The following is a 24,509-nucleotide window of genomic DNA, read 5'->3' on the forward strand; positions in this document are numbered from 1 at the left end:
TTGCCGTGCCGTTGCGCGACCATGACCGTGTTGTGTTCCGTCGCGTCACGTCCCGGGCGGGAAAGGCGGGAGCCCGCGCGAACCGGATCCCCCCCGGGCCGCGTCCCACACCCCGACAATGGTGGGGTGAACGATGTGGGGGGACACGACACGATGGGCCGGTCACGCCTGAGTATCGGCAGACGGGTACGCGCACGGCTGCGGGGACGCGGTCCGTGGCTGCCGCGCACCCGGACCGGTCGGCGCCGGGCCGTGCAGGGCGTCGTCCTGCTGTGCGTGCTGGCGCTGCTGCCCGCGACCTGGCTGTTCCTGACCACCGGCGGTCGGCTGCGCACCACCGAGGACGCGCCGCGCACCGACGTCGCCCTGGTCTTCGGCGCGGGCCTGTGGGACGGCGAGCCGTCCCCGTACCTCGCCCGCCGCCTCGACGCGGCCGCACTCCTGTACCGGACGGGCCGGGTCAAGGTCGTCCTGGTCACCGGCGACAACAGCCGCGAGGACTACGACGAGCCGGACGCGATGCGCGCCTACCTGACGCGGCATGGCGTGCCGTCCGGGCGGATCGTCCGCGACTACGCGGGCTTCGACACCTGGGACTCCTGCGTCCGGGCGAAGAAGGTCTTCGGGGTGGACCGGGCGGTCCTGGTCAGCCAGGGCTTCCACATCCGCCGCGCGATCGCCCTGTGCCAGGCGGCGGGCGTGACCTCGTACGGGGTCGGCGTCGAGGACAAGCACGACGCGACCTGGTACTACGGCGGCACCCGCGAGGTCTTCGCGGCGGGCAAGGCGGCGCTCGACGTGCTGTTCGACCCGGATCCGCGCTTCCTGGGCCCGAAGGAGCGGGGCGTCACCGAGGCGCTGGCGACGGCGCGGCGCCGATGACGAATTCCACGGAACTGACGCCGGCCGAGCGCCGGGTCCGGGAGGCGTTCCCGCTCGGCGAGAGGGTCGACTTCGGCGAGGACGCCGACGACGACCCGGCGGCGGGCGCGTCCTGGGGCCCCGAGCGGACCCTGCGGGCCGAGGTGCTGCGGGCGCTGCTGCTGGGCGGCCCGGTGCGCCCGGACCGCACGGCCGGACTGAACGTGCGGGGCGCGCGGATCACCGGCGTCCTCGACCTCAAGTACGGCACGGTCCCCCACCCCGTCCGGCTGCGCGCGTGCCACTTCGACGAGGTCCCGGACCTGTACGGGGCGCGGGCGGTGACCCTGGTGCTGACCGACTCGGTGCTCCCGGGGCTCACCGCCGGCAACCTCCGCGTCGACAACGTGGTGCGCATCACCTGCTGCCGCATCCGGGGGCCGGTGCGGCTGGCGGGCGCGCGGATCGCGGGCGCGGTGTTCGCCAACCAGGCGCGGCTGGGCACTCCCGGCGAGCCGGCCGAGGAGCCCGTCCTCCAGCTCAACCACGCCGACGTGGGTACGGACCTGTGGGCCGAGGGGCTCGTCTGCCACGGCCGGCTGCGGATGAACGGCACCACCGTGGGCGGGCAGGTGAACCTGACGGACGCCCACCTGTCTGCTCCCGGCGACGTCGCCCTGCACGCCGAGACCCTGACGGTCGGCACCGACGTGCACGCCATGGGCCTCACCGCCCAGGGGCAGATCAATCTCAGCGGTGCCCGGATACCGCGCCATCTCAGCTTCAACCGGGCCCGGTTGTCCCACCCGGGCGGACAGGCGCTGCGGGCCACCAGCAGCGTCATCGGTGAACTGTGGATGCGGGAGGCGGTCCCCGTGGTGGGCGAGGTGACGCTGCGCCGTGCGCAGGTGGACGTGCTCCATGTGCCGCCCGGGGCCTGGCCCGGACCGGTCGGCTTCGAGGGGTTCGGCTACCGCGTCCTCGAACCGCGTCTGCCCGCCGCCCAGCGGCTGCCGATGCTGGAGCGCGAGGTGGCCGGATACCTTCCCTCCGTGTACGAGCAGCTGGCCGCGGCGTACCGCACCGTGGGCGACGACGCCGCCGCGCGTGCCGTGCAGTTGGCCAGGCTGCGCCGCCACCGCGGCACCCTGCCGTGGTACGCCCGGCTGTGGGGCCTTCTCCAGGACGCGGCGGTCGGGTACGGCTTCCGGCCGCTGCGGGCCGCGGGCTGGCTGCTGTTGCTGCTGTGCACGGGCACCGCCGCCTTCGCCCTGCACCATCCGGCCGCCCTGAAGCCGTCCGAGGCACCGGAGTTCAACCCCCTCTTCTACACGCTCGACCTGCTGCTGCCGATCATCGACTTCGGCCAGGAAGGCGCGTTCGCGCCGCGGGGCTGGTACCAGTGGCTGTCGTACGCGCTGATCGTCATGGGCTGGATCCTGGCGACGACCATCGCGGCGGGTGTCACCCGCTCCCTCAACCGGCAGTAGCTCACCGGGTCCCCTGGGCGCGGGCCAGCCAGTCCCCGCCCTCGATCGGCCGGCCGTGGGCGCGCAGGCGGGCCGCGACGGAGGGCGCCGCGACGTACACCCAGGCCCGTACGCGCCTGCCGTCGCCGGACGTCACCTCGCGCTCCACCCGCTCGTAGAGGTTGACCGAGCCGCCCGGCTCGTACTCCTCCAACCGGTCCAGGCAGGCGAGCAGTTCGGGGTAGGCCTCGGGCAGCGCGGTGACGATCTCGCCGTGGACCGTGCCGGTGGCCCGCTCCACGGCGTACGGGTAGCCGGGGCCGTCGTACAGCGCCGCACCGGACAGCGCCCCGGGCTCCTCGCGGTGGACGCGGCCGCGCAGGAAGAGGTCGTGGTTGGGCTCTCCCGGGCGCAGCGTGCCGTAGACGAAGAACGGCAACGGCGGTGCCGCGTCCTCGTGTTCGTGTTCGCTCATCATCGACCCCTGTGTCCCTTTCGTCCCGCTCGGGCGGTGGTTTCACGCCTCCACCAAAGCGTCACGGACCGATTCTCGCCAGACACAGCTCTCCACGCACATCTCCTCGAACGAGCTATGGACATGACATATGAGCGTCCCTTGAAATCGGAGGACGCCAGGGGTCGCCACCCCTGCCCCCACCAGCGCCCCCACGTGGGCCGTGCCCCCCGCGGCCCAGCGCGCCCTTTTCGAGGAGACCGATGAGTCGGATACGGCACCTGAGCACGTCCCGTCTCGCCGCCGCCGGCACCGCCGCGACCACCGCGGTCCTGCTGGCCGCGGTCTACGCCCCGGTCCCCGGCGCCGCCGCGGCCAGCCGGCCCAGCCGGGCCACCGCGATCGACAACGCCGCGACCGCGCTGCTGCACCAGGCCGCACGCCTCGGCCTGACGGCCGCGCAGGACACCAGCGTGCGCGACGTCGTCGTGGACCCGGACGGCAGCCAGCACGTGCGCTACGACCGAACCTACCGTCACCTCCCCGTCCTCGGCGGTGACTTCGTCGTCCACCTGGCGCCGAGCGGCTCCTTCCGCAGCGCCGACCGGGCCGTCAGCCGCGCCATCTCCGTGCCCACGACCACCCCCACCGTGCAGGCCCCCAAGGCCGCCGACCTGGCCGCGGCCGCGCTGCGCGCCGCGAACGCGGGCGAGTCGCTGAAGAGCGTGACCGCCGCACCCCAGCTGGTCGTGGACGCCCTGCACGGCGCGCCCCGACTGGCCTGGCGCACCGCCGCGAAGGGCAAGGACTCCCTCGGCAACCCCGTCGCCCGCACCGTCCTCACCGACGCGCGCACCGGGCACCAGATCGACGCCTGGGACAGCATCGAGACCGCGACCGGCGACGGCAAGTCCCTCTACAGCGGCACGGTCCCGCTGGAGTCGACGCAGTCCGGATCGACGTACCAGCTCAAGGACGCCACCCGCGGCAACACCTACACCGGTGACGCCGCCAACAAGACCGACCTGTGCTTCCTCACCATCTGCCTCTTCCGCGCCCCCGCGACCCTCTACACCGACACCGACAACCACTGGGGCACCGGCGCCGACACCGACCGCGCCTCGGCCGCGGTGGACGCGCAGTACGGCACCAACGAGACCTGGGACTACTACAAGAACGTCCACGGCCGCAACGGCATCGCGGGCGACGGCAAGGGCTCGTACAACCGGGTCCACTACGGCTCGAAGTACAACAACGCCTTCTGGGACGACGGCTGCTTCTGCATGACGTACGGCGACGGCGACGGGACGACGTTCGGACCGCTGGTCGCGCTGGACGTGGCGGGCCACGAGATGTCGCACGGCGTGACGTCGAAGACGGCGGCGCTGACCTACTCCGGCGAGTCCGGCGGCCTGAACGAGGCGACGTCCGACATCTTCGGCACGCTGGTGGAGTGGTACGCGAACAACTCCTCCGACCCCGGTGACTACCTCATCGGCGAGAAGATCGTCCGCTCCGGCTTCGGCAAGCCCGCCCTGCGGTACATGGACAAGCCGTCCAAGGACGGCAACTCGGCGGACTGCTGGAGCTCCTCGGTCGGCAACCTCGACGTCCACTACTCCTCCGGCGTCGCGAACCACTTCGCGTACCTGCTCGCCGAGGGCAGCGGCGCGAAGACCATCAACGGCGTCTCCTACGACTCCCCCACCTGCAACGGCTCCACGGTGACGGGGATCGGCCGGGACAAGCTCGGGAAGATCTGGTACCGGGCGCTGACGGTCTACATGACGTCGTCGACGAAGTACGCGGGCGCGCGCACGGCGACACTGAGTGCGGCGAAGGACCTCTACGGGGCCGGCAGCGCCGAGTACAACGCGGTGGCGGCGGCGTGGAGCGCGGTGAACGTGAGCTGATCCGGACCCGCCGGGTGCGGGACGCGGGAGTGCGGGGCTGCGCCGGTGACCGGCGCGGCCCCGCACGTCTTTCGTCTCCGTACGGGAGGTAAGCCCTTCGGCCGCGCACCCGGAACTTGCCGGTCGCACCCCCATGACCTGCCGGAACGGCGTCATGTTCACCCGTAGGGACCGTGCTCCCCGCACCCGTTCACCGTAGCCCCGACAGGCCGCCGGCATGCGGGCCTCGGCCGCCGCCCCGAACCTCGGAAGAGCAAGGGCGCGACCGAGACAGCGGCACACTGGGGGTGCCGCGGGCCGGGCCCTCCCGGAGGAGCACCACCATGCGACGAACGGCCCGCCTGCTCACCGGCTCCGCGCTCGCCGTCGTCGTCGCGGGGCTCACCTCCGTGTCCGCGTACGCCGCGGACACCACGGGCCTCGAGGTCTTCCCCGCGACCGCCGTGCCCGGCGCCGAGGTCACCGTCAACACGGCGGCCTGCGGCGCGGACGGTTCCGCGGCCGGGGACGCCACCGCGGTCGGGGCGGGCACGTTCACGCTCGTGCCCAGCACCCACGAGCAGGACGCGATCGGACGGTTCCGGGTGCCGCCCGGCGCCCAGCCGGGGACGTACGAGATCGTCGCGAAGTGCGCGGGCACCCGGCAGGCGACCGTGTCCGGCGACCTGATGGTGTCCCTCACCGCGCTCAAGGACCCCGCGCTCCCGCGAGGGAGCGTGCACACCGGGATCGGCGGCACGCTCGGCCCCGACCCCGTGAAATCCGCGGCCGGCGTGGCGGCCCTCGCCATCGCCGCCGCGGGCGGTACCTGGCTCCTGCACCGCCGTGTCAGGGAGGACAGGACCTGACGGCCCCGCCCGACGCCGGTACCGCCCCTCCCGCTCCCCCTCCGGGTCCGATGCCCCTCGCGGCCCGGAGGGGGCCCGATCCCTGAGGAGAGCGACGTGCGCAAGGTCGGCATATCCGGCACCCTCGGCGACACCGCGATAGCGACCCTCACCGTGGCCGCCCTCGGCTCCGGCATATGGCTGCTGCACAGCGGCACCGCGCCCAAGGCGCCCCCGCAGCCACCGGCCGCGCAGGCGGTGACGGCGACGGCGACGGGCGGGCAGGGTTCCGGGGCGCCCGCGCTGCCGCCCTCGACCCCGGACCGCATCCTCATCCCCTCGATCCGCGTCGACGCCCCCCTGACCGGCCTCGGCCTGACCGGCACCGGCCGCCTCCAGGCCCCGGTGGCCACGAACCGCAACCTCGCGGGCTGGTACCGCGGCGGCGCCACCCCCGGAGAGACCGGCACCTCCCTCGTCGCCGGCCATGTCGACACCGCGACCGGCCCCGCCGTCTTCTACAACCTCGGCGTCCTGCAGAAGGGCAACACGATCGACGTGCACCGCCAGGACGGCTCGACGGCCGTCTTCACCGTGTACGCGGTGCAGGTCTTCCAGGACAGCAACTTCCCCGACCGGACGGTGTACGGGGCCGCGGACCGCCCCGAACTCCGGGTGATCACCTGCGGAGGCGGCTACTCACGCGGGACGGGCTACCAGGGCAACGTGGTCGCCTTCGCCTACCTCACCGGCCGCCGCTGACGACGGCGGGAAGGCGGGAAGGTCGGACAGGCCCTACGCCTTGAGCCCGTCGTAGACGACCCCCGTCAGCTCCTCGGAGGCGGCCCAGAGCCGCTGCCCCTTCGCGTCGTCCAGGGTGCGGGGCGCCCGCCAGGACGGGGCGGGAGCGCCGCGCCACATCGCGAAGGAGGGGCCGGTGAAGGAGTCGGGGCGGACGCCGGGCGCGGTGGCGGCGTACAGCGTGGGCAGGGCCCCCGACTCGGCCGGCTGGGCCAGGACCCGGGTACCGAGACCCAGCACCCGCTCGGCGACCCGGCGCCCCTCGGCCCGCGGCGCGGCGGTCATGAGATTGGTGGAGGAGTATCCGGGGTGAGCGGCCGCCGCGACCAGGTCGGAGCCGCCGGCGCGCACCCTGCGCGCCAGTTCGTGGACGAAGAGCAGGTTGGCGGTCTTGGACCGGCCGTAGGCGGCCCAACGCTGGTAGCGGCGCTCGCTGTTGAGGTCGCCGAAGTCGATGTCGGCCAGGACGTGCATGAAGCTGGAGACGGACACGACGCGGGAGCCGGGCGCGGCGAGCAGCGTGGGGAACAGCAGTCCGGTGAGCGCGAAGTGACCGAGGTGGTTGACCCCGAACTGCGTCTCGAACCCGTCCGCCGTCGTCCCGTACGGCAGGGCCATCACCCCGGCGTTGTTGACGAGCAGATCGAGCCGGCCGTACGGAAACCAGTCGGCGAACTCCCGCACCGAGGCCAGGCTTCCCAGATCGAGCGGCGCGAACTCGACGTCGGCGCCGCTCACTTCCCGCCCGACCCGCGCGACGGCCTCCCGCCCCCGCTCCTCACTGCGGCAGGCGAGCACCACCCGGGCCCCGGCACGGGCGAGCTCCCGCGCGGCGACATACCCGATCCCGCTGTTGGCCCCGGTGACCACGGCCGTACGACCACCGAGCCCAGGAATATCGCGCACGCCCCAACCGGCCACCGACAACCCCCTCCAGAGACAACGGTGCCCCACCCTACGGCGCCGCTCCACCCGAGAGAAGGCACGCGGGCAGCGTCCGGCGAACGGGGCCGTCCAGGGCTTCCCGACTCAGCGGAACTCGTGGACCACCCGGATCTCGCCGACGATGTGGGCGTTGAAGTCGTCCAGCTCCTCGGCCGGAACCCAGAGTTCGAGGATAGTCCGCCCGCCGGCCTGTTGGACGGGATACCTGCTCAAGAACGTCGATTCGACCTCGAACCGGGTGACGAAACCGGCGCCGTCGTGCTTCACGTTCCAGTCCCGCGCGATCCTGACCGCGTAGTCCTCGTTGAGGACCGGGTAGAAGATCGGCTGCTCGGGCAGCCGGGGCGGCCAGGCCCGCCAGTTCAGCTCGCGGACCAGATCCAGCTCCTTGGGGCCGGTGGGGCGCCACAGGGTCGTCGTCGCTTGTCGGCTGGTCATCTCGTCTCACTCTGAACGCGGGCCGTCAGTACGGCGGATCGGGAAGACCGGACCCTACCGGCTCCGTGAACCCGCCAGCCACGCGGTTTCCGCACCGCCACCCACCCCGTGACCAGCGGCTACGGGATAACCCTTGCCCGCGAGAGTCACGGACTCCAGGGCGCCTGCCGAGCTTTCGGCGCTCGCGGCCCCACCGTGTGCGCGGTGGGGCCGTTCGGCAGCGGCTAGTCCCAGCCGCCGAGCAGACCGGAGTTCAGCTGCGTCTGGCAGATGTTGTAGCCGCCGGAGGCGTGGCCCTTCTTCGTCTTGCCACCGATGGTGACCGAGCAGTTGATGTCGCCGGACCCCTGGAGCTGCGCCGTGACGCTGTAGTACATGGCGTCCTTGTTCACCGGCAGGGTGGCTTCGAACTTGCCGTTGGCGAACTTGCCGTTGCGGTTGTCGGTGTCGGAGCCGTACGTGATGTCGAGCGATCCGAGAGCGCCGGCGGGCGCGGTTCCCCACACCTTGAACACGACGGATTTGCTGTCGCTGTCCTTCTTGGTGTCGGCGGCGTCGCTCTTGCTGCCGCTCTTGTCAGTGCCCTTGTCACCGCTCTTGTCGGCGGCCGCCTTCTCCTGCTTGGGCGCGGAGGTGGCCGACTTGGAGTCGTTCGACTTGTCGGAGCCACCAGCGGAGACTGCGGCGGCGACACAGATCAGGACGACGACCCCGAGGCAACCCAGGCCCGCGATCTTGCCCTTGCCCCTCTTCTTCGGCGGCTGAGGCGGCGGCGCGCCCCAGCCCTGCTGCGGATCGGGCTGCTGCTGATGCGGCTGATAGCTCACGGAGTCCCCTCGCTGCATGGCTCAAATGTGCGTGACTCGTGAATATTCTGTGCAGCTGCACGCCCGAGGCGACTTTACTCAATCGTGACCATGCTCGAAGCAACGTGCGCCTGCCAGACGGCATCCGGATCCGACAGTGCGGCTGGCGGCCTACTCCGCCACCGACAGCAAGCCGCACGGGGCGACTCACGACGGGGGGATGTTGCCTGATGCGGCACTAGAGCTCGTGGTCCCGGGCCAGTTCCTCCCAGGGAACGCCGCGAAGCGCGCGGTCGGCGTTCTCCTCCGACGGGACATCCGGCACGGGAGCGGCCTTCGCCGGGGCGGTGCGGGCTCGCGGCACAAGCATGGCTGCGGCCTCGGCGAGGGCGAGGTCGGTCTCGGGGAGCAGGCTCGTGTACGTGTCGGCCGTGATGGTGATCGAGGAGTGGCCGAACATCTCCTGCTTCTCGCCGGTGCGCTTCCAGTGAAGGTGATGAGCTGCTGGGAGATCGCGGCGTGCAGCGAGGCCCGCAGAGTGGAGCTGACGTCCACTCAGGATACGCAGCTCGCGCTTCCCGAGTGGACACGGAGCCCACCCACTCGGTGAACCCTGAACGCGGCCTCCCGCGGAGGCGCTCACCTCGCCATGGCGAGGTCCAGGGCAGCGTGGCGGATGAGGCGCTGGCAGACGGCCTCGGCAAGCTCCACGGGTTCTTCGCCCGTCAAGCGGACGTCGATCGCCAACCCGCCATCGGGAGAGAAGGCGCGGGCGCGCACGGTGTAGGTGACGGTGTTTCCGTCCTCGCGCGTGGTGCAGTACCCGGCGAGCGGGGCGTTGCAGAAGCCGCCCATCTGCCGCAGGACGAGGCGCTCGGCCTCGGCCTCGATTCCTGTCTCCAGATGGTGGAGTTTCGCGATCAGCCTGCGGATCTCCAGGTCGTTTTCGCGGGTCTGGAGGGCGATGATGGCAGCGCCGAGGGGCGGGCAGATGATCTCTGGGCTGATCCGCTCGTTGATCCGGTGGCGCAGGCCGAGGCGTTCCATGGAGCAAGAGGCCAGGATCAGCGCGTCCACGTCGTTCTGAAACAGTGCTCGCAGGCGGTCGCTGACCGGGCCGCGCAGGGGCACGACGTCGAGGTCCGGGCGGTAAGCCCGTAACGCGGCGGCGCGCCGCAGGGAAGCTGTACCCACGGTTGTGCCCGGAGGCAGCGTGTCGAGGCGGAGGTCCGGGTCGCGGGTGACCAGGCAGTCGCGGATGTCGTCGCGGCGCAGGTAGGCGGCCATCGAGAGGCCCGGGGCATCGTGTGTCGGGGCGTCCTTGAGGCAGTGGACCGCTACGTCGATCTCCCCGGAGAGGAGCGCGGCTTCGATCCCCTGTGAGAACACGCCTTCCTCTGCCAGTGCTGCCCGGTTCTCCTCACGGTCGCCCCCTTCGCCAGAGAAGGGCCGCAGGACCATCGGGACGGGCGCGAGGGCAGCGAGGATGGGTGCGGACTGAGACAGGGACATCAGCGAGGCACGTGCGCCGATACGCAGGGGCGTCATTCGAGGTTTCTCCTTTGGTGACAATCCGTCGGAAAGTGCATGGTTTCGTTGGACGTACGATGGATCGCCAACGAGCCTTGTAGGGCAAGGAGTTGATCCGAATGGGCGATGTGGTGCGCGTCGGTTCCCGAGCCAGCAAGCTGGCCCGGACGCAGGTCACGGAGTGGCTCACGCCGATCGCCGAGCGGTTCCCCGGTGTGACGTTCAAGCGGGAGATCATCCTCGAAGGCGGGGACCAGGATCGCGTGACCCCGACCCTCGCCGAGGTCGCCAAGACAGCCGGTGGGAGCGCCTTCTCCACGAACCAGGAAGCGGCCCTCGTCACCGGGCAGGTCGACGTGATCGTCCACTCGCTCAAAGACCTCCCCACCTCCGTGCACGAGGGCACGCTCCTGCTGACGACCCCCGGCCCGCGCGAGGACGTACGCGACGTGCTGTGCGGATCGACGCTGGCCAGCCTGCGGGAAGGCGCGCGGGTCGGCACCGGAGCCCCGCGCCGGGTCGCGCAGCTCCTCGCCCTGCGACCGGACCTGGACGTGGTGCCGATCCGGGGGAACGTTCCCGGGCGGCTCGCCCGGACGACCAAGGGCGGCCTCGACGCGGTGATCCTCGCGGCAGCGGGCCTGAATCGGCTCGGCCTGATGCCCGAGATCCACGAGGTCCTCGACCCTGCCCTCTTTCCCCCGTCTCCCGGTCAGGGCGCGCTCGGCATCCAGGTCCGCGCCGACTCTCCAGCCGCCGCACTCCTGGCACGGACCGGAGACCCACAAGCCGACGCGTGCGTACGCGCCGAACGCGCCCTGCTGGCCGAACTGCACGGAGGCTGCTCCGTCCCGGTCGGAGCCTGGGGCCGGATCGGGCCCGACGGACTTCTGCACCTCTCCGCCGCAGTGACCTCCCTGGACGGCGCCCAGCAAGCCACTGCGGCCGGAGAGGGGTTGGCCGACGACCCCGAGAAGCTTGGCGCCTCAGTCGCGGCCGACCTCCTCTCCCAAGGCGCGGCCGACATCCTGACGTCGATCAGGAGGCCCTGAGCTCGCGGCAGATCTCCAACGCGCCATAGGTGATGATCCGGGAGGCACCCGCGCGTTTGAGGACGGTGTACGCCTCGATCAGCCCCGTCACGTCCCGTCGTCCGTCATCGCGGCGGTCGGTCAGGCGCAGATACTCGCCCGACACCGAGAACGGCACCAGGGGAACGGGGATCTTGTCCTTCAGGTGGACGAGGGTGTCGACGGTATGCAGGGCCGGCTCTGTGAGGATCATGTCCGCGCCCTCATCGACCATCTCCCGCGCCACATGGACAGCCTGCTCGGGCCGAGCAGGGTCGATCTGGAACACGCGGGCGCCCGAGCGAGGAACGGCACCCATAGACTGCCTGTAGCCCTCATACAGGGACGACTCGAAGATCAGGTGCGGCATCACGCCCACCGCCTGGTGACCGGCCGCGTCGAGGGCCTCGCGTACGGCGCGCACGGAGCCCGGGATCATCGCCGCCGGACCCACGATGTCCGCCCCGACATCAGCCTGTGTCACAGCCTGGGCAGCCAGGACCCCGATCGTCTCCTCCAGGCCCATCTCCCCCCGCTCGTCGGGGAGCCAGCATTCACCGGAGTCGTTGTGCGAGCAGACGCACGTCTCCGTCATCACGAGCACGCCAGGGGCAGCCTTCTTCGCAGCAGCGATGGAGCGGGCCATCAGACCGGTGGGAGACACGCCCTGCGATGCGCGAGCATCCCTGACCCTGGACCCCGCGAAGATCTTCACCGACTTCACGCCGAAGGACGCAAGAGCCTGAACGGCCTCGGATACTCCCCGCACGGTCAGCGTCGGCATCGGACGCGGCTTCGTATCGTCGTCCTCCCGCATGAGGAAGACCATGGCCAAGTCTGCGGGGGTCAGTCTGGGGCCGTCGAGGAAGCTCCGGACGGCTAAGCGGTGGATGGGCATTGCTCCTCCTGGAAGATCCAAACCGATGGCAGTGTGCGTGGGTTCCTGGCCCCGCCCCGGCCGTGCCGCCCGTCCCGAGGGAGAACGACAGAGCGATCAGCAGCGCCGTCCGGAGCGGTTGCCAGATGATCTGCGGTCCGCTCTACGCCGCGAGGACGTCGCGCACGTCGAGCGACTCCGCGCTGTCGTCGTCACCCTCGTCGGGCGTGCCCGGCGCGGCCTCGGCACACCCGGTGTCGGTGTCGGCCCTCTCCGCCTCGGGCTCGTCGGCCTTGGTGATCCTCGGCATTCGCTGCCCCTTTCTTCTCGTTGGTCCCGGCCCGGATGAGCGCGGGAGATGCCCGTACGTCGCCACGGAGCAGGCTCCGCCCTGACTGAGCTGCCGGCCGCGATGGGTTACCGGCGCCCCGGGATGCCCCCACCGGAGCGGAAATCGTGGTCGCGTCGGACGCCGATGATCAGCGCAACCGTGAGCGCCGAAGCGGCGGCGGACGTGTGCCCGGCGGACGCGCGTGGGTCGCGCCGAGCAGCAGACGATCAGCGCGGGTGCCCGCTGCGAGGTATGCCTCGACCGCCTGCTCCGTCCCGTTGCCGAGCGGGTCGAGGCCGAGTGCGATCACGACGGGGCCGCCGGGTGCGACGAAGGCGCACCACAGGGGACCGACAGGAGCCTTCAGCATGAAGTCGCAACCACGTACGTCGAGCAGCGCGGTTCCACGCCCTCGTATGCGCAGACGCGACCCGAGGTCGGGGATCTTCGCAGACGCGGGAGCGAGATCAAGGGCGTCGGCCAGGCCACGCATGTCGGCCTCGATCGTCTCCGCGGTTTCGTCCTGGCGCCGGGCTGGGGGGTGCACGAGCATCAGGAAGGCGAGTGGGCCGTTGACCGTGACGTCGATCCAGGCCATGACCTGAACGGTTGCGAGCAGACCCGCGGTGAGGGGAGCGGGTCCCGCCGTCCGAGAAGTGGTCAGCATGGCAGGGGCTCGCGAACGGGCATGGAGATGAGCACTTTGAACTCAACCCAGACGATCTTGCCGAGCCCGTCCCGAGGAGCGGTCCCCCAGTCGTCCGCGAGAGCGGCAACGAGGACAAGGCCGCGCCCAGACAGATCATCGTCCTCCGGCGATCGAAGCTGCGGTCGGTTCTCGCCGGCGTCGTGCACCTCGATGCGCAGGAGGGTCTCGTTCACGATCACTCGTACGCAGAAGAGGTGACCGGCAGGGGTGCCGTGCTGCACCGCATTGTTGGCCAGCTCGGACACGCAGAGCGTGATGTCATCGATACGGTCGCGGAGTTGCTCGACGGGAAGTGCGGCCCGGATGAAAGCGCGCGCCTTGCCGACGGACGTGGCCGCACGGTTGAACTGGATTTCGCTCTGCTCCTCCACGCGTCCTCGTCTCCTTCCTGCTGGAGTGACGCCGCCGGACTGAGGGGCGGCGGGCGAGCGTGTTACTCGCGGGGGTGGGTGATGTCGCTCCGTGCCGGGTCCCCGCCGTAGATCCACAGCAACGGGTCTGCTTGAAGATCGTTGGTAGAAGCGAGCGCAGGTCGCGCGGTGCGGTCTGCTGGAGCAGATCCACAGAACCGCTCCCAGCCAGACGGAACCAGAGCAGAATTGGGGCGAGGGTGGGGCAACGATGGGGCGCACCCGGGCTCTACCAGGGATGTCGGTGCGCGGTGAGAACCGAGAACGACCAGGGAGAGATGACCCATGGCAGTGAAGAGGCACGCACTTGTGCGACGCCGTCGTGCCCTGGGCTACACCCAGGAGTCCCTTGCTGAAGCTCTTGGGGTTGAGCGTTCCACGGTCCGGCGCTGGGAGTCAGCCGAGTCGAGTCCCCTCCCGTTCCAACGTCCCCGCCTGGCACGACTCCTCCGCGTCAGCATCGACGAGCTGGAAGACCTGCTGACGTCGGCGCCGGCGACGGCATCCAGACGCACGGAGCGCGTGAGCCACGCGCTGCGGAACCCAGCGGAAGTCGACCTGATCGTGGCCGCAGAGCTGCGTTCCACGATGGAGAACCTGACGGACCGATACGACACCGTCCCCTCCGCGACACTCCTCGCCGACGCCGGGCAACAGCTCAACCAAGTCGCCCTCCTCGCGGATCAGGCACCCGCCGGACGCGTGCAGCGCGAACTACGCGCCCTGCAAGCGGACGCAGCTACGCTCATGGGCCAGCTGATCTGGGATGCGTCACAGCGGCGCGACCACGAGTCCGCGCGCGCCTACTACGCACAGAGCCTGGAAGTGTCGCGCCATCTCCAGGATCGCGCGGCCGAGGGGCATGCTCTGCTACGCACCTGCTACGTCGCCTTGTACGGAGCGAACGACTACCGCCAGGGCCTCGAAATTGCCCTCCAGGCAGCGCAGACCACCCGGAAGACGAGCCATGCCCTGACAGGTCTCGCACTGCTGCACGCTGCTGAGGCCCACGCGTTCCTCGGTGAACACAGCGCATGTGAGCGCGCTCTACTGGGTGCCGAGAAGCACCTGGAGCGCTCCGACGGGGCCGACGCCGCCCACGAACTGTTCACCCCGACCCACTTCGGGCGCCTCGCTGGCTCCTGCTACCTGTCACTCGGGATCTACGACAAAGCTCAGCGGTTCTTACGAGACACCGCCACCCACATGCAGCGTCGCCGCAAGTCACGCACGATCGTCCTGGGCAATCTCACGCTGACCGCGATCCGCCAAGGCGACCTCGATGCCGCGCTCGCTGTGTTCAACGAAGCCGTCGATGAACTCCACGGAACACGGGGAGGTGGTGGAATGAACATCGTCTTCCGTGCCGCACGCGAACTACGTCCCTGGCGAAGCGAGAACGCGGTGCAGGAAGCCCAGGATCGCCTGATGGCACTGATGGAGGCGGCATGAGCGAGAGCCAGATGTTCGCGGACGCGGACCGCGAGAAGCAGCGGGTACGCGAGCGCGTGTGGGATGCCCTGGACGCCGACGGCGCCGCCCACGACGTCACCGTCTACGGTCGCATCCCCGACTTCAAGGGATCCCAGGAAGCAGCCGCAAGACTCGCCGAGCTACCAGCCTGGAAGCACGCCACGGTGATCAAATCCGTGCCCGACAAAGCCCAGCTCGCCGTACGCGCGCTCGCGCTGTCCGAAGGCAAGACCGTCTTCATGGCCGTGCCCAAGCTCGCCGACCCGCACCCCTTCTACCTCCTTGATCCCGAAGCCCTCACCATCCCGCCGGCCGAAGCAGCCTCCAGTCAAGCCGCCGCTGACATCGCCCCCAAGGTGGGCGTGGATGACCTCCGGCCGGTGGACATGGTGGTGCTGGGCAGCGTCGCCGTGAACCGAGCAGGAGTGCGCATCGGCAAGGGGGCCGGCTACTCCGACCTGGAGTTCGCGTTCCTCACCGAAGCCGGACTCATCGGCAAGCACACCCTCGTCGTGACCACCGTCCACGAACTACAGGTCCTCGACGAAGAACTGCCCGCGACCACGCACGACGTCGGTATCGACCTCATCGTGACACCCGAGCGGACAATCACCTGCCCCTCGCCTCACCGGCCATCCGGACTGATCTGGGACCACCTGGACCGACGAAAGATCGCTTCCATCCCAGTACTCGCAGCGCGCGCCCCGCGCACTGACGGATAGATCGGGCAGGCCAGGGCTTGCTGCACAAGGCCACCACGGCACTGCGCGAGCGCTACGCGTACTTGGTCACGGTGCCGTCATCGTGCACTTCGCCCCAGAGGCGCTCCGACCATCGGCTGACCAGCCCGGCCGGCGCCCGTGCCGCGCATACAGCAATCAGCCCTCTGAGGTCAGATAAGGGGTTCATCATGGCTAGTGCCATCAGCCGAACGCCCCAACTTGTTGGAACCTGTAGACCGCACTGAGTCCGCGCTCTACTGTGTGACTGTAACCACTGAGCGTGCAGGGGGGTACATAATTAAGCGCGAGGTGCTAAAAGAATTTACGCTCGGAAAACGAGTGGCCGAGGACGAAGTCGATGAGCTTTCGACTTATTTCGTCGAGACAGAGCAGTGGAATCGCGTATGGCGCGGTGATGTAGACGTCGTATATGGCCCCAAGGGGTCGGGCAAGAGTGCAATCTACTCGACACTCGTCGCACGGGAAGATCAGCTGTTCGATCGCGGGATCCTAATCCGAGCCGCCGAGTCGCCGCGGGGAAATCCCGTCTTTAAGAGCCTAGTCGAGGACCCCCCGCTCGGAGAGCTTGAGTTCATGGGCCTATGGAAACTCTATTTCCTAGCTCTGATCGCAGACGCCTTTGAGGAATATTCGGTTCAAGGTGAAGATGCCAAACGGCTCATTAGGGCCCTGAACGATGCCCACCTTCGCCCGGGCGAGAGAATTTCACTTCGCACTCACGTCAAGAATGCACTGGATTACGTCCGCAGGATCTTCCATCCGACGGAGATGGAGCCGACGCTTGCGATCGACCCAGCAACAGGTGCAATCACTAGCCTCGGCGCAAGAATCAAATTCAACGAGCCAAGTTCAACCGAGCGCGCCAAAGGCGACATCTACATTGACGAGCTTTACGCGGCAGCGGATCGCGCCTTGGCGGATGACAATGTAGACATCTGGCTCCTTTTGGATAGGCTCGACGTAGCCTTCACAGGAAGTCCCGAATTCGAAAAAAACGCCCTTCGGGCGCTATTTAAGGTCTACCTGGACCTCAACGATCTCCAGCATGTCCGTCTCAAAATCTTTTTGCGGACCGACATATGGAAGGCAATCACTAGCACGGGGTTCAGAGAAGCCAGCCACATCACCCGCGAGCTGGTTCTGAAGTGGGATAGGGCTGCCTTGCTCCAGTTGGTGGCTCAACGCCTCGTCCGGAATCCACGCCTCGTCAAGCACTACAACGTATCGCCTGAAGACGTGAAGGCCGACACCCAGGAGCAAGCCAAGCTATTCAAGAGGGTCTATCCCCTCCAGGTCGAGGGCGGGCCCAACAAGCCCCAGACGTTCGATTGGTGCCTGAGTCGCACTCGTGACGGCAGCCGACTGACCGCCCCGCGCGAGTTGATTCACCTGCTCAGCGAGGCACGCGACGTCCAAATGAAGTGGCTAGAGATCGGCGAGGTAGAGCCAGAAGGCGAACCACTTTTCCAGCGCGGCGCTCTAAAGGAAGGCCTTCCGGCGGTATCAGATCTTCGCCTACAAAAAACCCTATACGCCGAATATCCGCATCTTCGAACGTACCTGGAGATGCTGGAAGGGCAGAAAACTAATCACAGCGTGAGGAGCTTGGCCAGCATCTGGAGAGAACCAGAAGCGAAGGCCAAGGAAATCGCACTAAGATTGGTAGATATCGGCTTCTTCGAGAAGCGGGGCACGTTCATCGACCCAGAGTTCTGGGTGCCTTTTCTGTATCGACCTGCATTGAACTTGGTGCAAGGCACCGCAGAAGGAGTAACGGTCGAGGTAAATGATGAAATCGAAGAGAAAGCCTAGCTAAGCCTGAGAGTGACTCAGGCACGTCAGCTCGTGCCGGCTGGCGCGGCTTGCCCTGGTCGACGGCACTGGCAGCGTGGTGGAGGCCAGTGGGGGTGCAGCGAGACATACGCGCGCCTGGTCGATCGGCGCGCCCATCGTCGTGGCTGACTGTCGTCGGCTGAGGCTCGTGCCACAACGTCGAGAGCCCCGCTGCCTAATCACGGCAACGGGGCTCGACTCGTCACGGTGGCCCGCGACCCGTTCGCTTGAGCATCACCGGCGCCTCCCCTCAAGCATCCGGAGGATGCGTTCGGCAAGGAGGCGTGCATCTCGTCTACGAGCAGGCATGCGCGACCAGACAGCCGGCAGGAAGACCGCAGCTATCACGATCAGTGGCAGGCCCAGCAGGAAGACAACGATCCACCAGGGGGCGGCTGCGATCGACGCCGACACAGCTCCTGTGGTCAGTGCGATCAGCAACCTGCGGGTCACGGGTCGATGGTGCTGGCCATCGCACATAGTCCTTTCGAGTCGACCGGAGTTGGCGGCCTCCAGTTCGGGGTGGTCAGAGCTCCGTGCCGTGACAGGCGGCGACGCGAAGCAGAGAGGCCAGGGACCGATAGTCAAGTCCGCGAGTTCCGTACGAGAGCTTGGCCTAGCCCTTGATCGGTAACTCGTGCATGGACATGCCGTTTGGTATAAGCACTTCCGCTCAGGATTCTGCACTGCGGCGCAGAGTAGAGAGGACACGTCCTGGTCTCTGTTACGGAGTTGTGAAGCTCCACCAACTCCCGCTGAGCGTATGGGTCCGCCAAAGTCCTCACCTAGCGGTGTGGTGGCCTCGCGAGGTCAGTGCCTCCGCGCGTCGAAGCCTTGCGACTGCACCACAACCGCACCAGGTCGGGCGGTGAATCACGGTCAAAGCAAGCAAGCACCACATGCCGATGCCCCAACCGTTTACGCAGGTCAGTGGCGAGACCGCCCAGAATGGATCTCAGCTTCCCAAGCTGCGTCACCTTGGACACAGCAGAGGCCTTGGCACCGGAAACCGGCATCAAGGCCCCTCCGGTCGTCAGCTCAGACAGGAAGCAGCAGACCAGCCGCGGAACCTTCTGCGACCGCCGCGGCCACCATCAGAACGGCCTCAATTGACTTTCGCATTTTACTCATGGTGCTCTCCCTTCGAGTAGCGCGGGCAGTTGCGTTACCTGACATAGTGCTTCCTAGGACCAGTGCAACGAACCTCAGTGCCAACGCGGCCGAAGCGAGTACGAGGAAGGGCGCAAGGGGAATCGAACCCCAAACTCCTGCCCCTAGTCTCAACTGACGACGCGCCGAGCATACATGGCCACCCACCACGAGTGTGGGCGAACAGTGCCGTCCAGAACAGCCGTGCCAGGTCGTGCGGGGAACAGCGGGTACCGAAGCGGGAGGCATGTGGCGATTGAGGCGCTCCGCCGCAGGTCAACAAAGCATGCCCGGCCGGAGAACCCAAGCTTCCCAAGCTGAGAGCGTCATGCAAGATCGAGGCTAGGAGACTTCGACAGTCTTGCCGAACACAGCATGGACCAGACTGGCGTCTCCGGTGTAAACCCTCATGCGCTGCACGCTCCCGTCGGCAAGCGTGAGATCGAATCCGGCAGTGCCCATGGATTTGTGCTTGGCCGCAGGGGCGATAGTGGTGGTGGCAAGCGGGATCGTCAGCGCATCCTTGCCGAGCTTGGATTCCCATGTGGCGTCCGCGGAGTTCGACAGACGCAACTCGCCCCACTGCGCCTTGACTCTGCTGTCCGGGGTGACGAACAGTGCACGTAGCCGGAGTTCGATGCCCTGGTGGAAGTCGGCAACGTCCTTCGCCGAGCTGACCGGGGCCTTACGGATAGCGGCTACCCAGCGGAAGAGCGGAGCCGTACTGCCAAAGGATGATCTGGAGGAGATTGTCACGGGCGCATGCTCGCACTTCGCGCACCTGCTCTACAAGCGGCGTTAGCCGCAGGCTTGCAGGGCCCCCTAGCAGCTGCCTCAGTCTGTCCGCCGCCGGTGCGGACATCGTCAAGTGAGCCCGACTTGTCGTCTCCTCGCGTCATCTGCGTGCGATGCCAGTCAGGGAATCACGGGAGAGGACAGAGGCAGCGACGTCCTGCCGTAGGTCAGCGAAGCGGCGTGCGGCAGCTGACACCAGTGGCTGACACCAACAAGCACGAACGGCAGCGGCCGGCGCTGGCTCTCAGGGGACGATTGACCGAGGAGCAGGCCCGGTTGACCGACGTCGACGGTCCCTGTCATCGACCTGATAGGGACGAGGCCAGACCTCAAAGCCTTGACCCAAGTAGGGCCGTCGGCTTTCGTGGCCGCCCGTCGTCTTGACTCAGCCATAGAGAGTGGTATGCGCGCTAGGCTCGGCTGACAGCACCGAAACCGGGGGTACGTGTGAGCCAAGCAATGCGGTTACTTGAGTGTCCACAGTGCGAGAAGACGTCCCTTTTCGACGAATGGGTCATAGATTGCGACGGTCGACCAGACCTCGCTGACCGCCAAGCTGACTTCAGGCTCTGGGGGTGCCTGGCGTGCGGACAACCCCAGCTCTGGAACGAGCCCGACGATTCCGCCGACTCAACCGGGCCTCAGCGGTTGTGGCCTCAGGTTTCCGCACTTGCTCCGGGCATCCCATCCTCGATAGCGCGCGAGATGGTGGAAGCGCGCGCGTGCTTCGATGCCAAATTTTATACAGCAGCTGCCGTCATGGTCCGCCGTACGCTGGAAGGCATGTGCGTCGAGCAGGGCACGCAGAAGAAAGCCCTCTTCCAGGCCCTCCAGGAGCTCCGCGATAGCGGGAAGATCGAAGGCCGCCTCTTCGAGTGGGCACAGGCCTTGCGGGTGCTAGGCAACCAAGGCGCGCACTTCAGCGAGGAATCGGTGAGACGGGAAGACGCAGCGGATGCGTTGTCGCTTGCCGAGGCTCTACTGAACTACATCTACGTCTTCACAGCTAAGTACGAGGAGTTTCAAAAACGTAGGCAGGCGTCAGCGAACTGAGGTCTGACATCTACAGGTGACATCAACGACGCCAGACAGAGCTGTACGTCGGCGTCTCTGTCCGATCGCCGCACCAGTCGACGGCAGCCGCCGGAGCAGACTCAGATCGAACTCCTCAAGCGGTGCTCATCCAGCTGCCGTGGGTGTCTGCCCAAACCCCTCGCCGCAGCTCTGTTTCCCCCAGGTGTCCGCCGGCGCCTGGCGGTACACGGAAGGCCGCAGGTGGTAGAGGGTGAACAGTCTCCGGGCCGACCGGTGACCAACGGCGACCGCTGATGACCAACAACCACAAGGAGGGCGCGGCCGTACGCCGCGCCCTCTTCGTGTATCCGCCCTGCTAGATCCAAGTGTCGAGCCACACCTGGAGGGCACAGCGAGGGCACAACAGCTTCGGACTGGTCCGGCAACAGCCAACGCCGCCAAACATCGTCTCGCCTGTTCAGCGGCTCAACTGGACAGTCTCCGCAACTGATGCAGGAGGAGGCGGCACCCCCGCACAGGGTGCCGCCTCCTCGACGTGCCGGGAGTGGGGGCCGGTTCGTGAGGGTGGAGAGGACCGGCCCGGTCCCGGGAGGCCCCTGGGTGGGGCCTCTCCTTCTGGTGTGGCTCAGGTTCAGCGGTGGTCGCTGCCCTGGGACTGGGACGCCGCCCGGCCGGCCTCCAGGCGGGCCACCGGGATGCGGAAGGGGGAGCAGGACACGTAGTCCAGGCCCACCTCGTGGAAGAAGTGCACCGACTCCGGGTCACCGCCGTGCTCGCCGCAGACGCCGAGCTTGAGGTCGGGGCGGGTGGCTCGGCCGGCCTGGGCGGCCAGCTTCACCAGGGAGCCGACGCCGTCCCTGTCGATCGTCTCGAACGGGCTGACCCCGAAGATGCCCTTCTCCAGGTACGCCGTGAAGAACGAGGCCTCCACGTCGTCGCGGCTGAAGCCCCACACCGTCTGCGTCAGGTCGTTCGTGCCGAAGGAGAAGAACTCCGCGGCCTCCGCGATCTGGCCGGCGGTCAGCGCGGCGCGCGGCAGCTCGATCATCGTGCCGATCGCCAGCTTCAGCTGCGTACCGGTGGCGGCCTGCACCTCGGCGATGACCCGGTCCGCCTCCTCGCGCACGATCTCCAGCTCCTGGACCGTGCCCACCAGCGGGATCATGATCTCGGCGCGCGGGTCGCCCTTGGCGGCCTTGCGCTCCGCGGCCGCCTCCGCGATGGCCCGCACCTGCATCGTGAACAGGCCCGGGATGACCAGGCCCAGGCGCACACCGCGCAGGCCCAGCATCGGGTTCTGCTCGTGCAGCCGGTGCACGGCCTGGAGCAGACGCAGCTCGTTCTCGTGCGGCTCCTGGCGGGACTCGGCGAGCGCCACACGCACCGACAGCTCGGTGATGTCGGGCAGGAACTCGTGCAGCGGCGGGTCCAGGAGCCGGACGGTCACCGGCAGCCCGTCCATCGCCTCGAACAGCTCCACGAAGTCCTGCTTCTGGAGCGGCAGCAGCTCCTTGAGGGACTCCTCGCGCTCGGTCTGGGTGTCGGCCAGGATCAGCCGCTCGACCATCTCGCGCCGGTCGCCGAGGAACATGTGCTCCGTGCGGCACAGACCGATGCCCTGCGCGCCGAAGCGCCGTGCCCGCAGCGCGTCCTCGGCGTTGTCCGCGTTGGCGCGCACCCGCAGCCGCCGCTTGCGGTCGGCGAACGCCATGATGCGGTGGACGGCCTCGACCAGTTCGTCCGCGTCGTCGGCGCCCGCGTGCATGCGGCCCTCGAAGTACTCCACGACCGGGGAGGGAACGACCGGCACCTCACCGAGGTACACCTTGCCGCTCGACCCGTCGATCGAGATGACGTCGCCCTCCTCGACCACATGGCCGCCGGGCACGGTCATCCGCCGCCGCTTGGTGTCGACCTCCAGCTCCTCCGCGCCGCACACACAGGTCTTGCCCATGCCGCGCGCGACCACGGCCGCGTGGGAGGTCTTGCCGCCGCGCGAGGTCAGGATGCCCTCGGCCGCGATCATGCCGTCCAGGTCGTCGGGGTTGGTCTCGCGGCGCACCAGGATGACCTTCTCGCCCGAACGCGACCACTTCACGGCCGTGTACGAGTCGAAGACCGCCTTGCCGACCGCCGCGCCCGGCGAGGCCGCGATGCCCCGGCCGACCTGCTCGACCTTCGCCTTGTCGTCGAAGCGCGGGAACATCAGCTGCGCGAGCTGCGCGCCCGTCACCCGCTGGAGTGCCTCGGCCTCGTCGATCAGCCCCTGGTCCACCAGCTGCGTGGCGATGCGGAACGCCGCGCCCGCCGTGCGCTTGCCGACGCGCGTCTGGAGCATCCACAGCTGGCCGCGCTCGATGGTGAACTCGATGTCGCAGAGATCCTTGTAGTGGTTCTCCAGCGTCTCCATGATCTGCATCAGCTGGTCGTACGACTTCTTGTCGATCTGCTCCAGCTCCGCGAGCGGGACGGTGTTGCGGATGCCCGCCACGACGTCCTCGCCCTGCGCGTTCTGCAGGTAGTCGCCGTACACGCCCTGGTGGCCGGAGGCCGGGTCGCGGGTGAACGCCACGCCGGTGCCGGAGTCGGGGCCGAGGTTGCCGAAGACCATCGAGCAGACGTTGACCGCGGTGCCCAGGTCGTGCGGGATGCGCTCCTGACGGCGGTAGAGCTTGGCCCGGTCGCCGTTCCAGGAGTCGAAGACCGCCTTGATGGCGAGGTCCATCTGCTCGCGCGGGTCCTGCGGGAAGTCGCGGCCCGCCTCGGTCTTGACGATCTTCTTGAACTTGGTGACCAGCTTCTTGAGGTCGGCGGCCTCCAGCTCGGTGTCGACCGTGACCTTCTTGGCCACCTTCGCCGCGTCCAGCGCGTCCTCGAACAGCTCGCCGTCGACGCCCAGGACCGTCTTGCCGAACATCTGGATCAGACGGCGGTACGAGTCCCACGCGAAGCGGTCGTCGCCGGCCTGCTTCGCCAGACCCTGGACAGACTTGTCCGACAGGCCGATGTTCAGAACGGTGTCCATCATGCCCGGCATCGAGAACTTCGCACCGGAACGCACCGAGACCAGCAGCGGGTTGTCGGCCTGGCCGAGCTTCTTGCCCATCCGCTTCTCCAGCGCGTCGAGGTGTGCACTCACCTCGTCACGCAGTGCGGCGGGCTCCTCACCACTGTCGAGGTAGACCTTGCAGGCCTCGGTGGTGATGGTGAAGCCGGGAGGGACGGGAAGACCCAGGTTGGTCATCTCGGCGAGGTTGGCACCCTTGCCGCCGAGGAGGTCCTTGAGGTCCCTGTTGCCCTCGGTGAAGTCGTAAACGAACTTCACGTCCTCAACGCTGTTCTCAGCTACGTGGGTGTCTTTGTTTTCCGACACGGTCTCGACTCCTCGAGGACGCGATGGCTGCCCTGACGTCGAGGAACATACCCAGATCGAAGGCGCCTGGGTACGTCTACTTGTGCGTCATGCGCATGTAACCACTCGTCCGCCACCGGATTGAAAGTCAAAGCACGGCAACGGTTCACCCCTCCATGTTTTCAACTCTTGAACACAAGACTCCCCTCAGGCCCAGTTTTGCGCTCATCTGAGCGTCATTTGTCACGTCTGAGTTCGATCGATGAACGATCATCGAGTGGCACTGAGTGCCAACCTTTGAGAAGTGCAGCCACCCAAGATCTGCTCATCTGAGCGCTATCCCTATCAAGGGTGGCGAGAATCACGCCTCGCGAAGGGCCGGAATTTCATCATGCGGACCCGTCCTGAGACCGTCGCGGACCCTCGGAGCGTTCGCCGTCCGCCGGCGGCTCCCGATCAGCTTCCCGATCGGCTTCCGATCGGCTTCCGATCCGGGTTGACCTGGGGTTTGCCGGGTGTTTGCCGGGCTCTGGGGTGACCTGGTGAACGTGCGCGGCCGCTGCCCCGTACGGGAGGGCGGCGGGCCCTCAGCCTCCCCAGCGTGGCCCGCCTCCTACGCCACGGGCTTCGCACGGAAGGACCCTCGGGTTGCCTCTCAACACAGAACAGGCCGAAAAGCCGGACTCCG

General features: G+C 68.1%; 22 protein-coding genes and 1 pseudogene. 11 read left to right on the forward strand and 12 right to left on the reverse strand.

From position 1 onward, the window contains the following. Positions 1–153 precede the first annotated feature (153 nt). Both AB0C59_RS07860 and AB0C59_RS07865 read left to right on the forward strand, forming a co-directional pair. Entirely contained in the window at positions 154–882 is a 729-nt protein-coding gene (locus AB0C59_RS07860; RefSeq protein WP_363001931.1) for an ElyC/SanA/YdcF family protein, read from the forward strand. Further along, positions 879–2,351, forward strand: coding sequence for a membrane-associated oxidoreductase (locus AB0C59_RS07865; protein ID WP_363001734.1), 1,473 nt, complete (start codon positions 879–881; stop codon positions 2,349–2,351). The genes AB0C59_RS07860 and AB0C59_RS07865 overlap by 4 nt, the downstream gene beginning before the upstream one ends. Position 2,352: 1 nt before the next feature. On the opposite strand, the gene AB0C59_RS07870 is transcribed toward AB0C59_RS07865, so the two are convergent. After that, positions 2,353–2,808, reverse strand: coding sequence for a gamma-glutamylcyclotransferase family protein (locus AB0C59_RS07870; protein WP_363001736.1), 456 nt, complete (start codon positions 2,806–2,808; stop codon positions 2,353–2,355). Positions 2,809–3,047: 239 nt separating this feature from the next. Here AB0C59_RS07870 and AB0C59_RS07875 point away from each other — a divergent pair, with 239 nt between their 5' ends. The 3 genes from AB0C59_RS07875 to AB0C59_RS07885 all read left to right on the forward strand — a co-directional run bounded on the left by AB0C59_RS07875 (position 3,048) and on the right by AB0C59_RS07885 (position 6,286). Continuing rightward, positions 3,048–4,697, forward strand: coding sequence for a M4 family metallopeptidase (locus AB0C59_RS07875; RefSeq protein ID WP_363001737.1), 1,650 nt, complete (start codon positions 3,048–3,050; stop codon positions 4,695–4,697). Between the two features lie 323 nt (positions 4,698–5,020). Continuing rightward, complete coding sequence (locus tag AB0C59_RS07880; protein ID WP_363001739.1) at positions 5,021–5,545, forward strand: hypothetical protein; 525 nt, start codon at positions 5,021–5,023, stop codon at positions 5,543–5,545. A 96-nt stretch (positions 5,546–5,641) separates the two neighbouring features. Beyond that, the gene (locus tag AB0C59_RS07885; RefSeq protein WP_363001741.1) at positions 5,642–6,286 is read left to right on the forward strand and encodes a class F sortase; all 645 of its coding nucleotides are present in this window, start codon (positions 5,642–5,644) and stop codon (positions 6,284–6,286) included. Positions 6,287–6,319: 33 nt separating this feature from the next. On the opposite strand, the gene AB0C59_RS07890 is transcribed toward AB0C59_RS07885, so the two are convergent. The 5 genes from AB0C59_RS07890 to hemC (AB0C59_RS07910) form a co-directional block, all read right to left on the reverse strand. Beyond that, positions 6,320–7,246 (reverse strand): oxidoreductase, encoded by a 927-nt coding sequence (locus AB0C59_RS07890; protein ID WP_363001743.1) that lies wholly within the window; start codon positions 7,244–7,246, stop codon positions 6,320–6,322. Positions 7,247–7,354: 108 nt separating this feature from the next. Continuing rightward, a complete protein-coding gene (locus tag AB0C59_RS07895) occupies positions 7,355–7,708 on the reverse strand; it encodes a hypothetical protein (protein ID WP_363001745.1) in 354 nt (117 codons plus the stop codon). A gap of 224 nt (positions 7,709–7,932) precedes the next feature. After that, positions 7,933–8,535: a hypothetical protein gene (locus tag AB0C59_RS07900; RefSeq protein WP_363001747.1), complete on the reverse strand. Its 603-nt coding sequence runs from the start codon at positions 8,533–8,535 to the stop codon at positions 7,933–7,935. 217 nt (positions 8,536–8,752) lie between these two features. Next, positions 8,753–8,974: a hypothetical protein gene (locus tag AB0C59_RS07905; RefSeq protein ID WP_363001749.1), complete on the reverse strand. Its 222-nt coding sequence runs from the start codon at positions 8,972–8,974 to the stop codon at positions 8,753–8,755. A gap of 179 nt (positions 8,975–9,153) precedes the next feature. Beyond that, the gene (hemC, locus tag AB0C59_RS07910) at positions 9,154–10,062 is read right to left on the reverse strand and encodes a hydroxymethylbilane synthase (RefSeq protein ID WP_363001751.1); all 909 of its coding nucleotides are present in this window, start codon (positions 10,060–10,062) and stop codon (positions 9,154–9,156) included. A 101-nt stretch (positions 10,063–10,163) separates the two neighbouring features. On the opposite strand from hemC (AB0C59_RS07910), the gene hemC (AB0C59_RS07915) reads away from it, so the two are divergent. Beyond that, a complete protein-coding gene (gene hemC, locus AB0C59_RS07915; RefSeq protein ID WP_363001753.1) occupies positions 10,164–11,096 on the forward strand; it encodes a hydroxymethylbilane synthase in 933 nt (310 codons plus the stop codon). On the opposite strand, the gene AB0C59_RS07920 is transcribed toward hemC (AB0C59_RS07915), so the two are convergent. The 4 genes from AB0C59_RS07920 to AB0C59_RS07935 form a co-directional block, all read right to left on the reverse strand. Then, complete coding sequence (locus AB0C59_RS07920) at positions 11,083–12,012, reverse strand: hypothetical protein (RefSeq protein ID WP_363001754.1); 930 nt, start codon at positions 12,010–12,012, stop codon at positions 11,083–11,085. The genes hemC (AB0C59_RS07915) and AB0C59_RS07920 overlap by 14 nt on opposite strands. A 142-nt stretch (positions 12,013–12,154) precedes the next feature. Then, positions 12,155–12,301 carry a hypothetical protein gene (locus AB0C59_RS07925; RefSeq protein ID WP_363001756.1) on the reverse strand — a complete coding sequence of 49 codons (147 nt, stop codon included), beginning with the start codon at positions 12,299–12,301 and terminating at the stop codon, positions 12,155–12,157. Positions 12,302–12,470: 169 nt separating this feature from the next. Next, positions 12,471–12,920 (reverse strand): hypothetical protein, encoded by a 450-nt coding sequence (locus AB0C59_RS07930; RefSeq protein WP_363001758.1) that lies wholly within the window; start codon positions 12,918–12,920, stop codon positions 12,471–12,473. 62 nt (positions 12,921–12,982) lie between these two features. Further along, positions 12,983–13,402, reverse strand: a complete 420-nt coding sequence (locus AB0C59_RS07935) for an ATP-binding protein (RefSeq protein ID WP_363001760.1) — start codon at positions 13,400–13,402, stop codon at positions 12,983–12,985. 324 nt (positions 13,403–13,726) lie between these two features. Here AB0C59_RS07935 and AB0C59_RS07940 point away from each other — a divergent pair. From AB0C59_RS07940 to AB0C59_RS07955, 4 genes and pseudogenes are all read left to right on the forward strand, one after another. Then, positions 13,727–13,909: pseudogene (locus tag AB0C59_RS07940) on the forward strand (helix-turn-helix transcriptional regulator); the annotation flags it as partial. 54 nt (positions 13,910–13,963) lie between these two features. Further along, positions 13,964–14,893 carry a transcriptional regulator gene (locus AB0C59_RS07945; RefSeq protein ID WP_363001939.1) on the forward strand — a complete coding sequence of 310 codons (930 nt, stop codon included), beginning with the start codon at positions 13,964–13,966 and terminating at the stop codon, positions 14,891–14,893. Further along, positions 14,890–15,636 (forward strand): 5-formyltetrahydrofolate cyclo-ligase, encoded by a 747-nt coding sequence (locus AB0C59_RS07950; protein ID WP_363001762.1) that lies wholly within the window; start codon positions 14,890–14,892, stop codon positions 15,634–15,636. Before AB0C59_RS07945 ends, AB0C59_RS07950 begins: the two co-directional genes overlap by 4 nt. A 339-nt stretch (positions 15,637–15,975) precedes the next feature. Continuing rightward, the gene (locus AB0C59_RS07955; protein WP_363001764.1) at positions 15,976–17,469 is read left to right on the forward strand and encodes a hypothetical protein; all 1,494 of its coding nucleotides are present in this window, start codon (positions 15,976–15,978) and stop codon (positions 17,467–17,469) included. Between the two features lie 1,512 nt (positions 17,470–18,981). On the opposite strand, the gene AB0C59_RS07960 is transcribed toward AB0C59_RS07955, so the two are convergent. Beyond that, a complete protein-coding gene (locus tag AB0C59_RS07960) occupies positions 18,982–19,395 on the reverse strand; it encodes a hypothetical protein (RefSeq protein ID WP_363001766.1) in 414 nt (137 codons plus the stop codon). A gap of 744 nt (positions 19,396–20,139) precedes the next feature. On the opposite strand from AB0C59_RS07960, the gene AB0C59_RS07965 reads away from it, so the two are divergent. Next, positions 20,140–20,487 carry a DUF4145 domain-containing protein gene (locus AB0C59_RS07965; RefSeq protein WP_363001768.1) on the forward strand — a complete coding sequence of 116 codons (348 nt, stop codon included), beginning with the start codon at positions 20,140–20,142 and terminating at the stop codon, positions 20,485–20,487. 613 nt (positions 20,488–21,100) lie between these two features. On the opposite strand, the gene ppdK is transcribed toward AB0C59_RS07965, so the two are convergent. Next, positions 21,101–23,842, reverse strand: coding sequence for a pyruvate, phosphate dikinase (gene ppdK / locus AB0C59_RS07970; RefSeq protein WP_363001770.1), 2,742 nt, complete (start codon positions 23,840–23,842; stop codon positions 21,101–21,103). Between the last annotated feature and the right edge of the window lie 667 nt (positions 23,843–24,509).

This window comes from Streptomyces sp. NPDC048664, assembly GCF_040650555.1.
Lineage (GTDB): Bacteria > Actinomycetota > Actinomycetes > Streptomycetales > Streptomycetaceae > Streptomyces.

Bases quoted from the DNA above. Each gene is read 5' to 3' on its own strand.
- AB0C59_RS07860 (WP_363001931.1), top strand. From the start codon at position 154: ATGGGCCGGTCACGCCTGAGTATCGGCAGACGGGTACGCGCACGGCTG.
- AB0C59_RS07865 (WP_363001734.1), top strand. From the start codon at position 879: ATGACGAATTCCACGGAACTGACGCCGGCCGAGCGCCGGGTCCGGGAG.
- AB0C59_RS07870 (WP_363001736.1), bottom strand. From the start codon at position 2,808: ATGATGAGCGAACACGAACACGAGGACGCGGCACCGCCGTTGCCGTTC.
- AB0C59_RS07875 (WP_363001737.1), top strand. From the start codon at position 3,048: ATGAGTCGGATACGGCACCTGAGCACGTCCCGTCTCGCCGCCGCCGGC.
- AB0C59_RS07880 (WP_363001739.1), top strand. From the start codon at position 5,021: ATGCGACGAACGGCCCGCCTGCTCACCGGCTCCGCGCTCGCCGTCGTC.
- AB0C59_RS07895 (WP_363001745.1), bottom strand. From the start codon at position 7,708: ATGACCAGCCGACAAGCGACGACGACCCTGTGGCGCCCCACCGGCCCC.
- AB0C59_RS07905 (WP_363001749.1), bottom strand. From the start codon at position 8,974: ATGTTCGGCCACTCCTCGATCACCATCACGGCCGACACGTACACGAGC.
- hemC (WP_363001751.1), bottom strand. From the start codon at position 10,062: ATGACGCCCCTGCGTATCGGCGCACGTGCCTCGCTGATGTCCCTGTCT.
- hemC (WP_363001753.1), top strand. From the start codon at position 10,164: ATGGGCGATGTGGTGCGCGTCGGTTCCCGAGCCAGCAAGCTGGCCCGG.
- AB0C59_RS07920 (WP_363001754.1), bottom strand. From the start codon at position 12,012: ATGCCCATCCACCGCTTAGCCGTCCGGAGCTTCCTCGACGGCCCCAGA.
- AB0C59_RS07925 (WP_363001756.1), bottom strand. From the start codon at position 12,301: ATGCCGAGGATCACCAAGGCCGACGAGCCCGAGGCGGAGAGGGCCGAC.
- AB0C59_RS07930 (WP_363001758.1), bottom strand. From the start codon at position 12,920: ATGGCCTGGATCGACGTCACGGTCAACGGCCCACTCGCCTTCCTGATG.
- AB0C59_RS07950 (WP_363001762.1), top strand. From the start codon at position 14,890: ATGAGCGAGAGCCAGATGTTCGCGGACGCGGACCGCGAGAAGCAGCGG.
- AB0C59_RS07965 (WP_363001768.1), top strand. From the start codon at position 20,140: ATGGTGGAAGCGCGCGCGTGCTTCGATGCCAAATTTTATACAGCAGCT.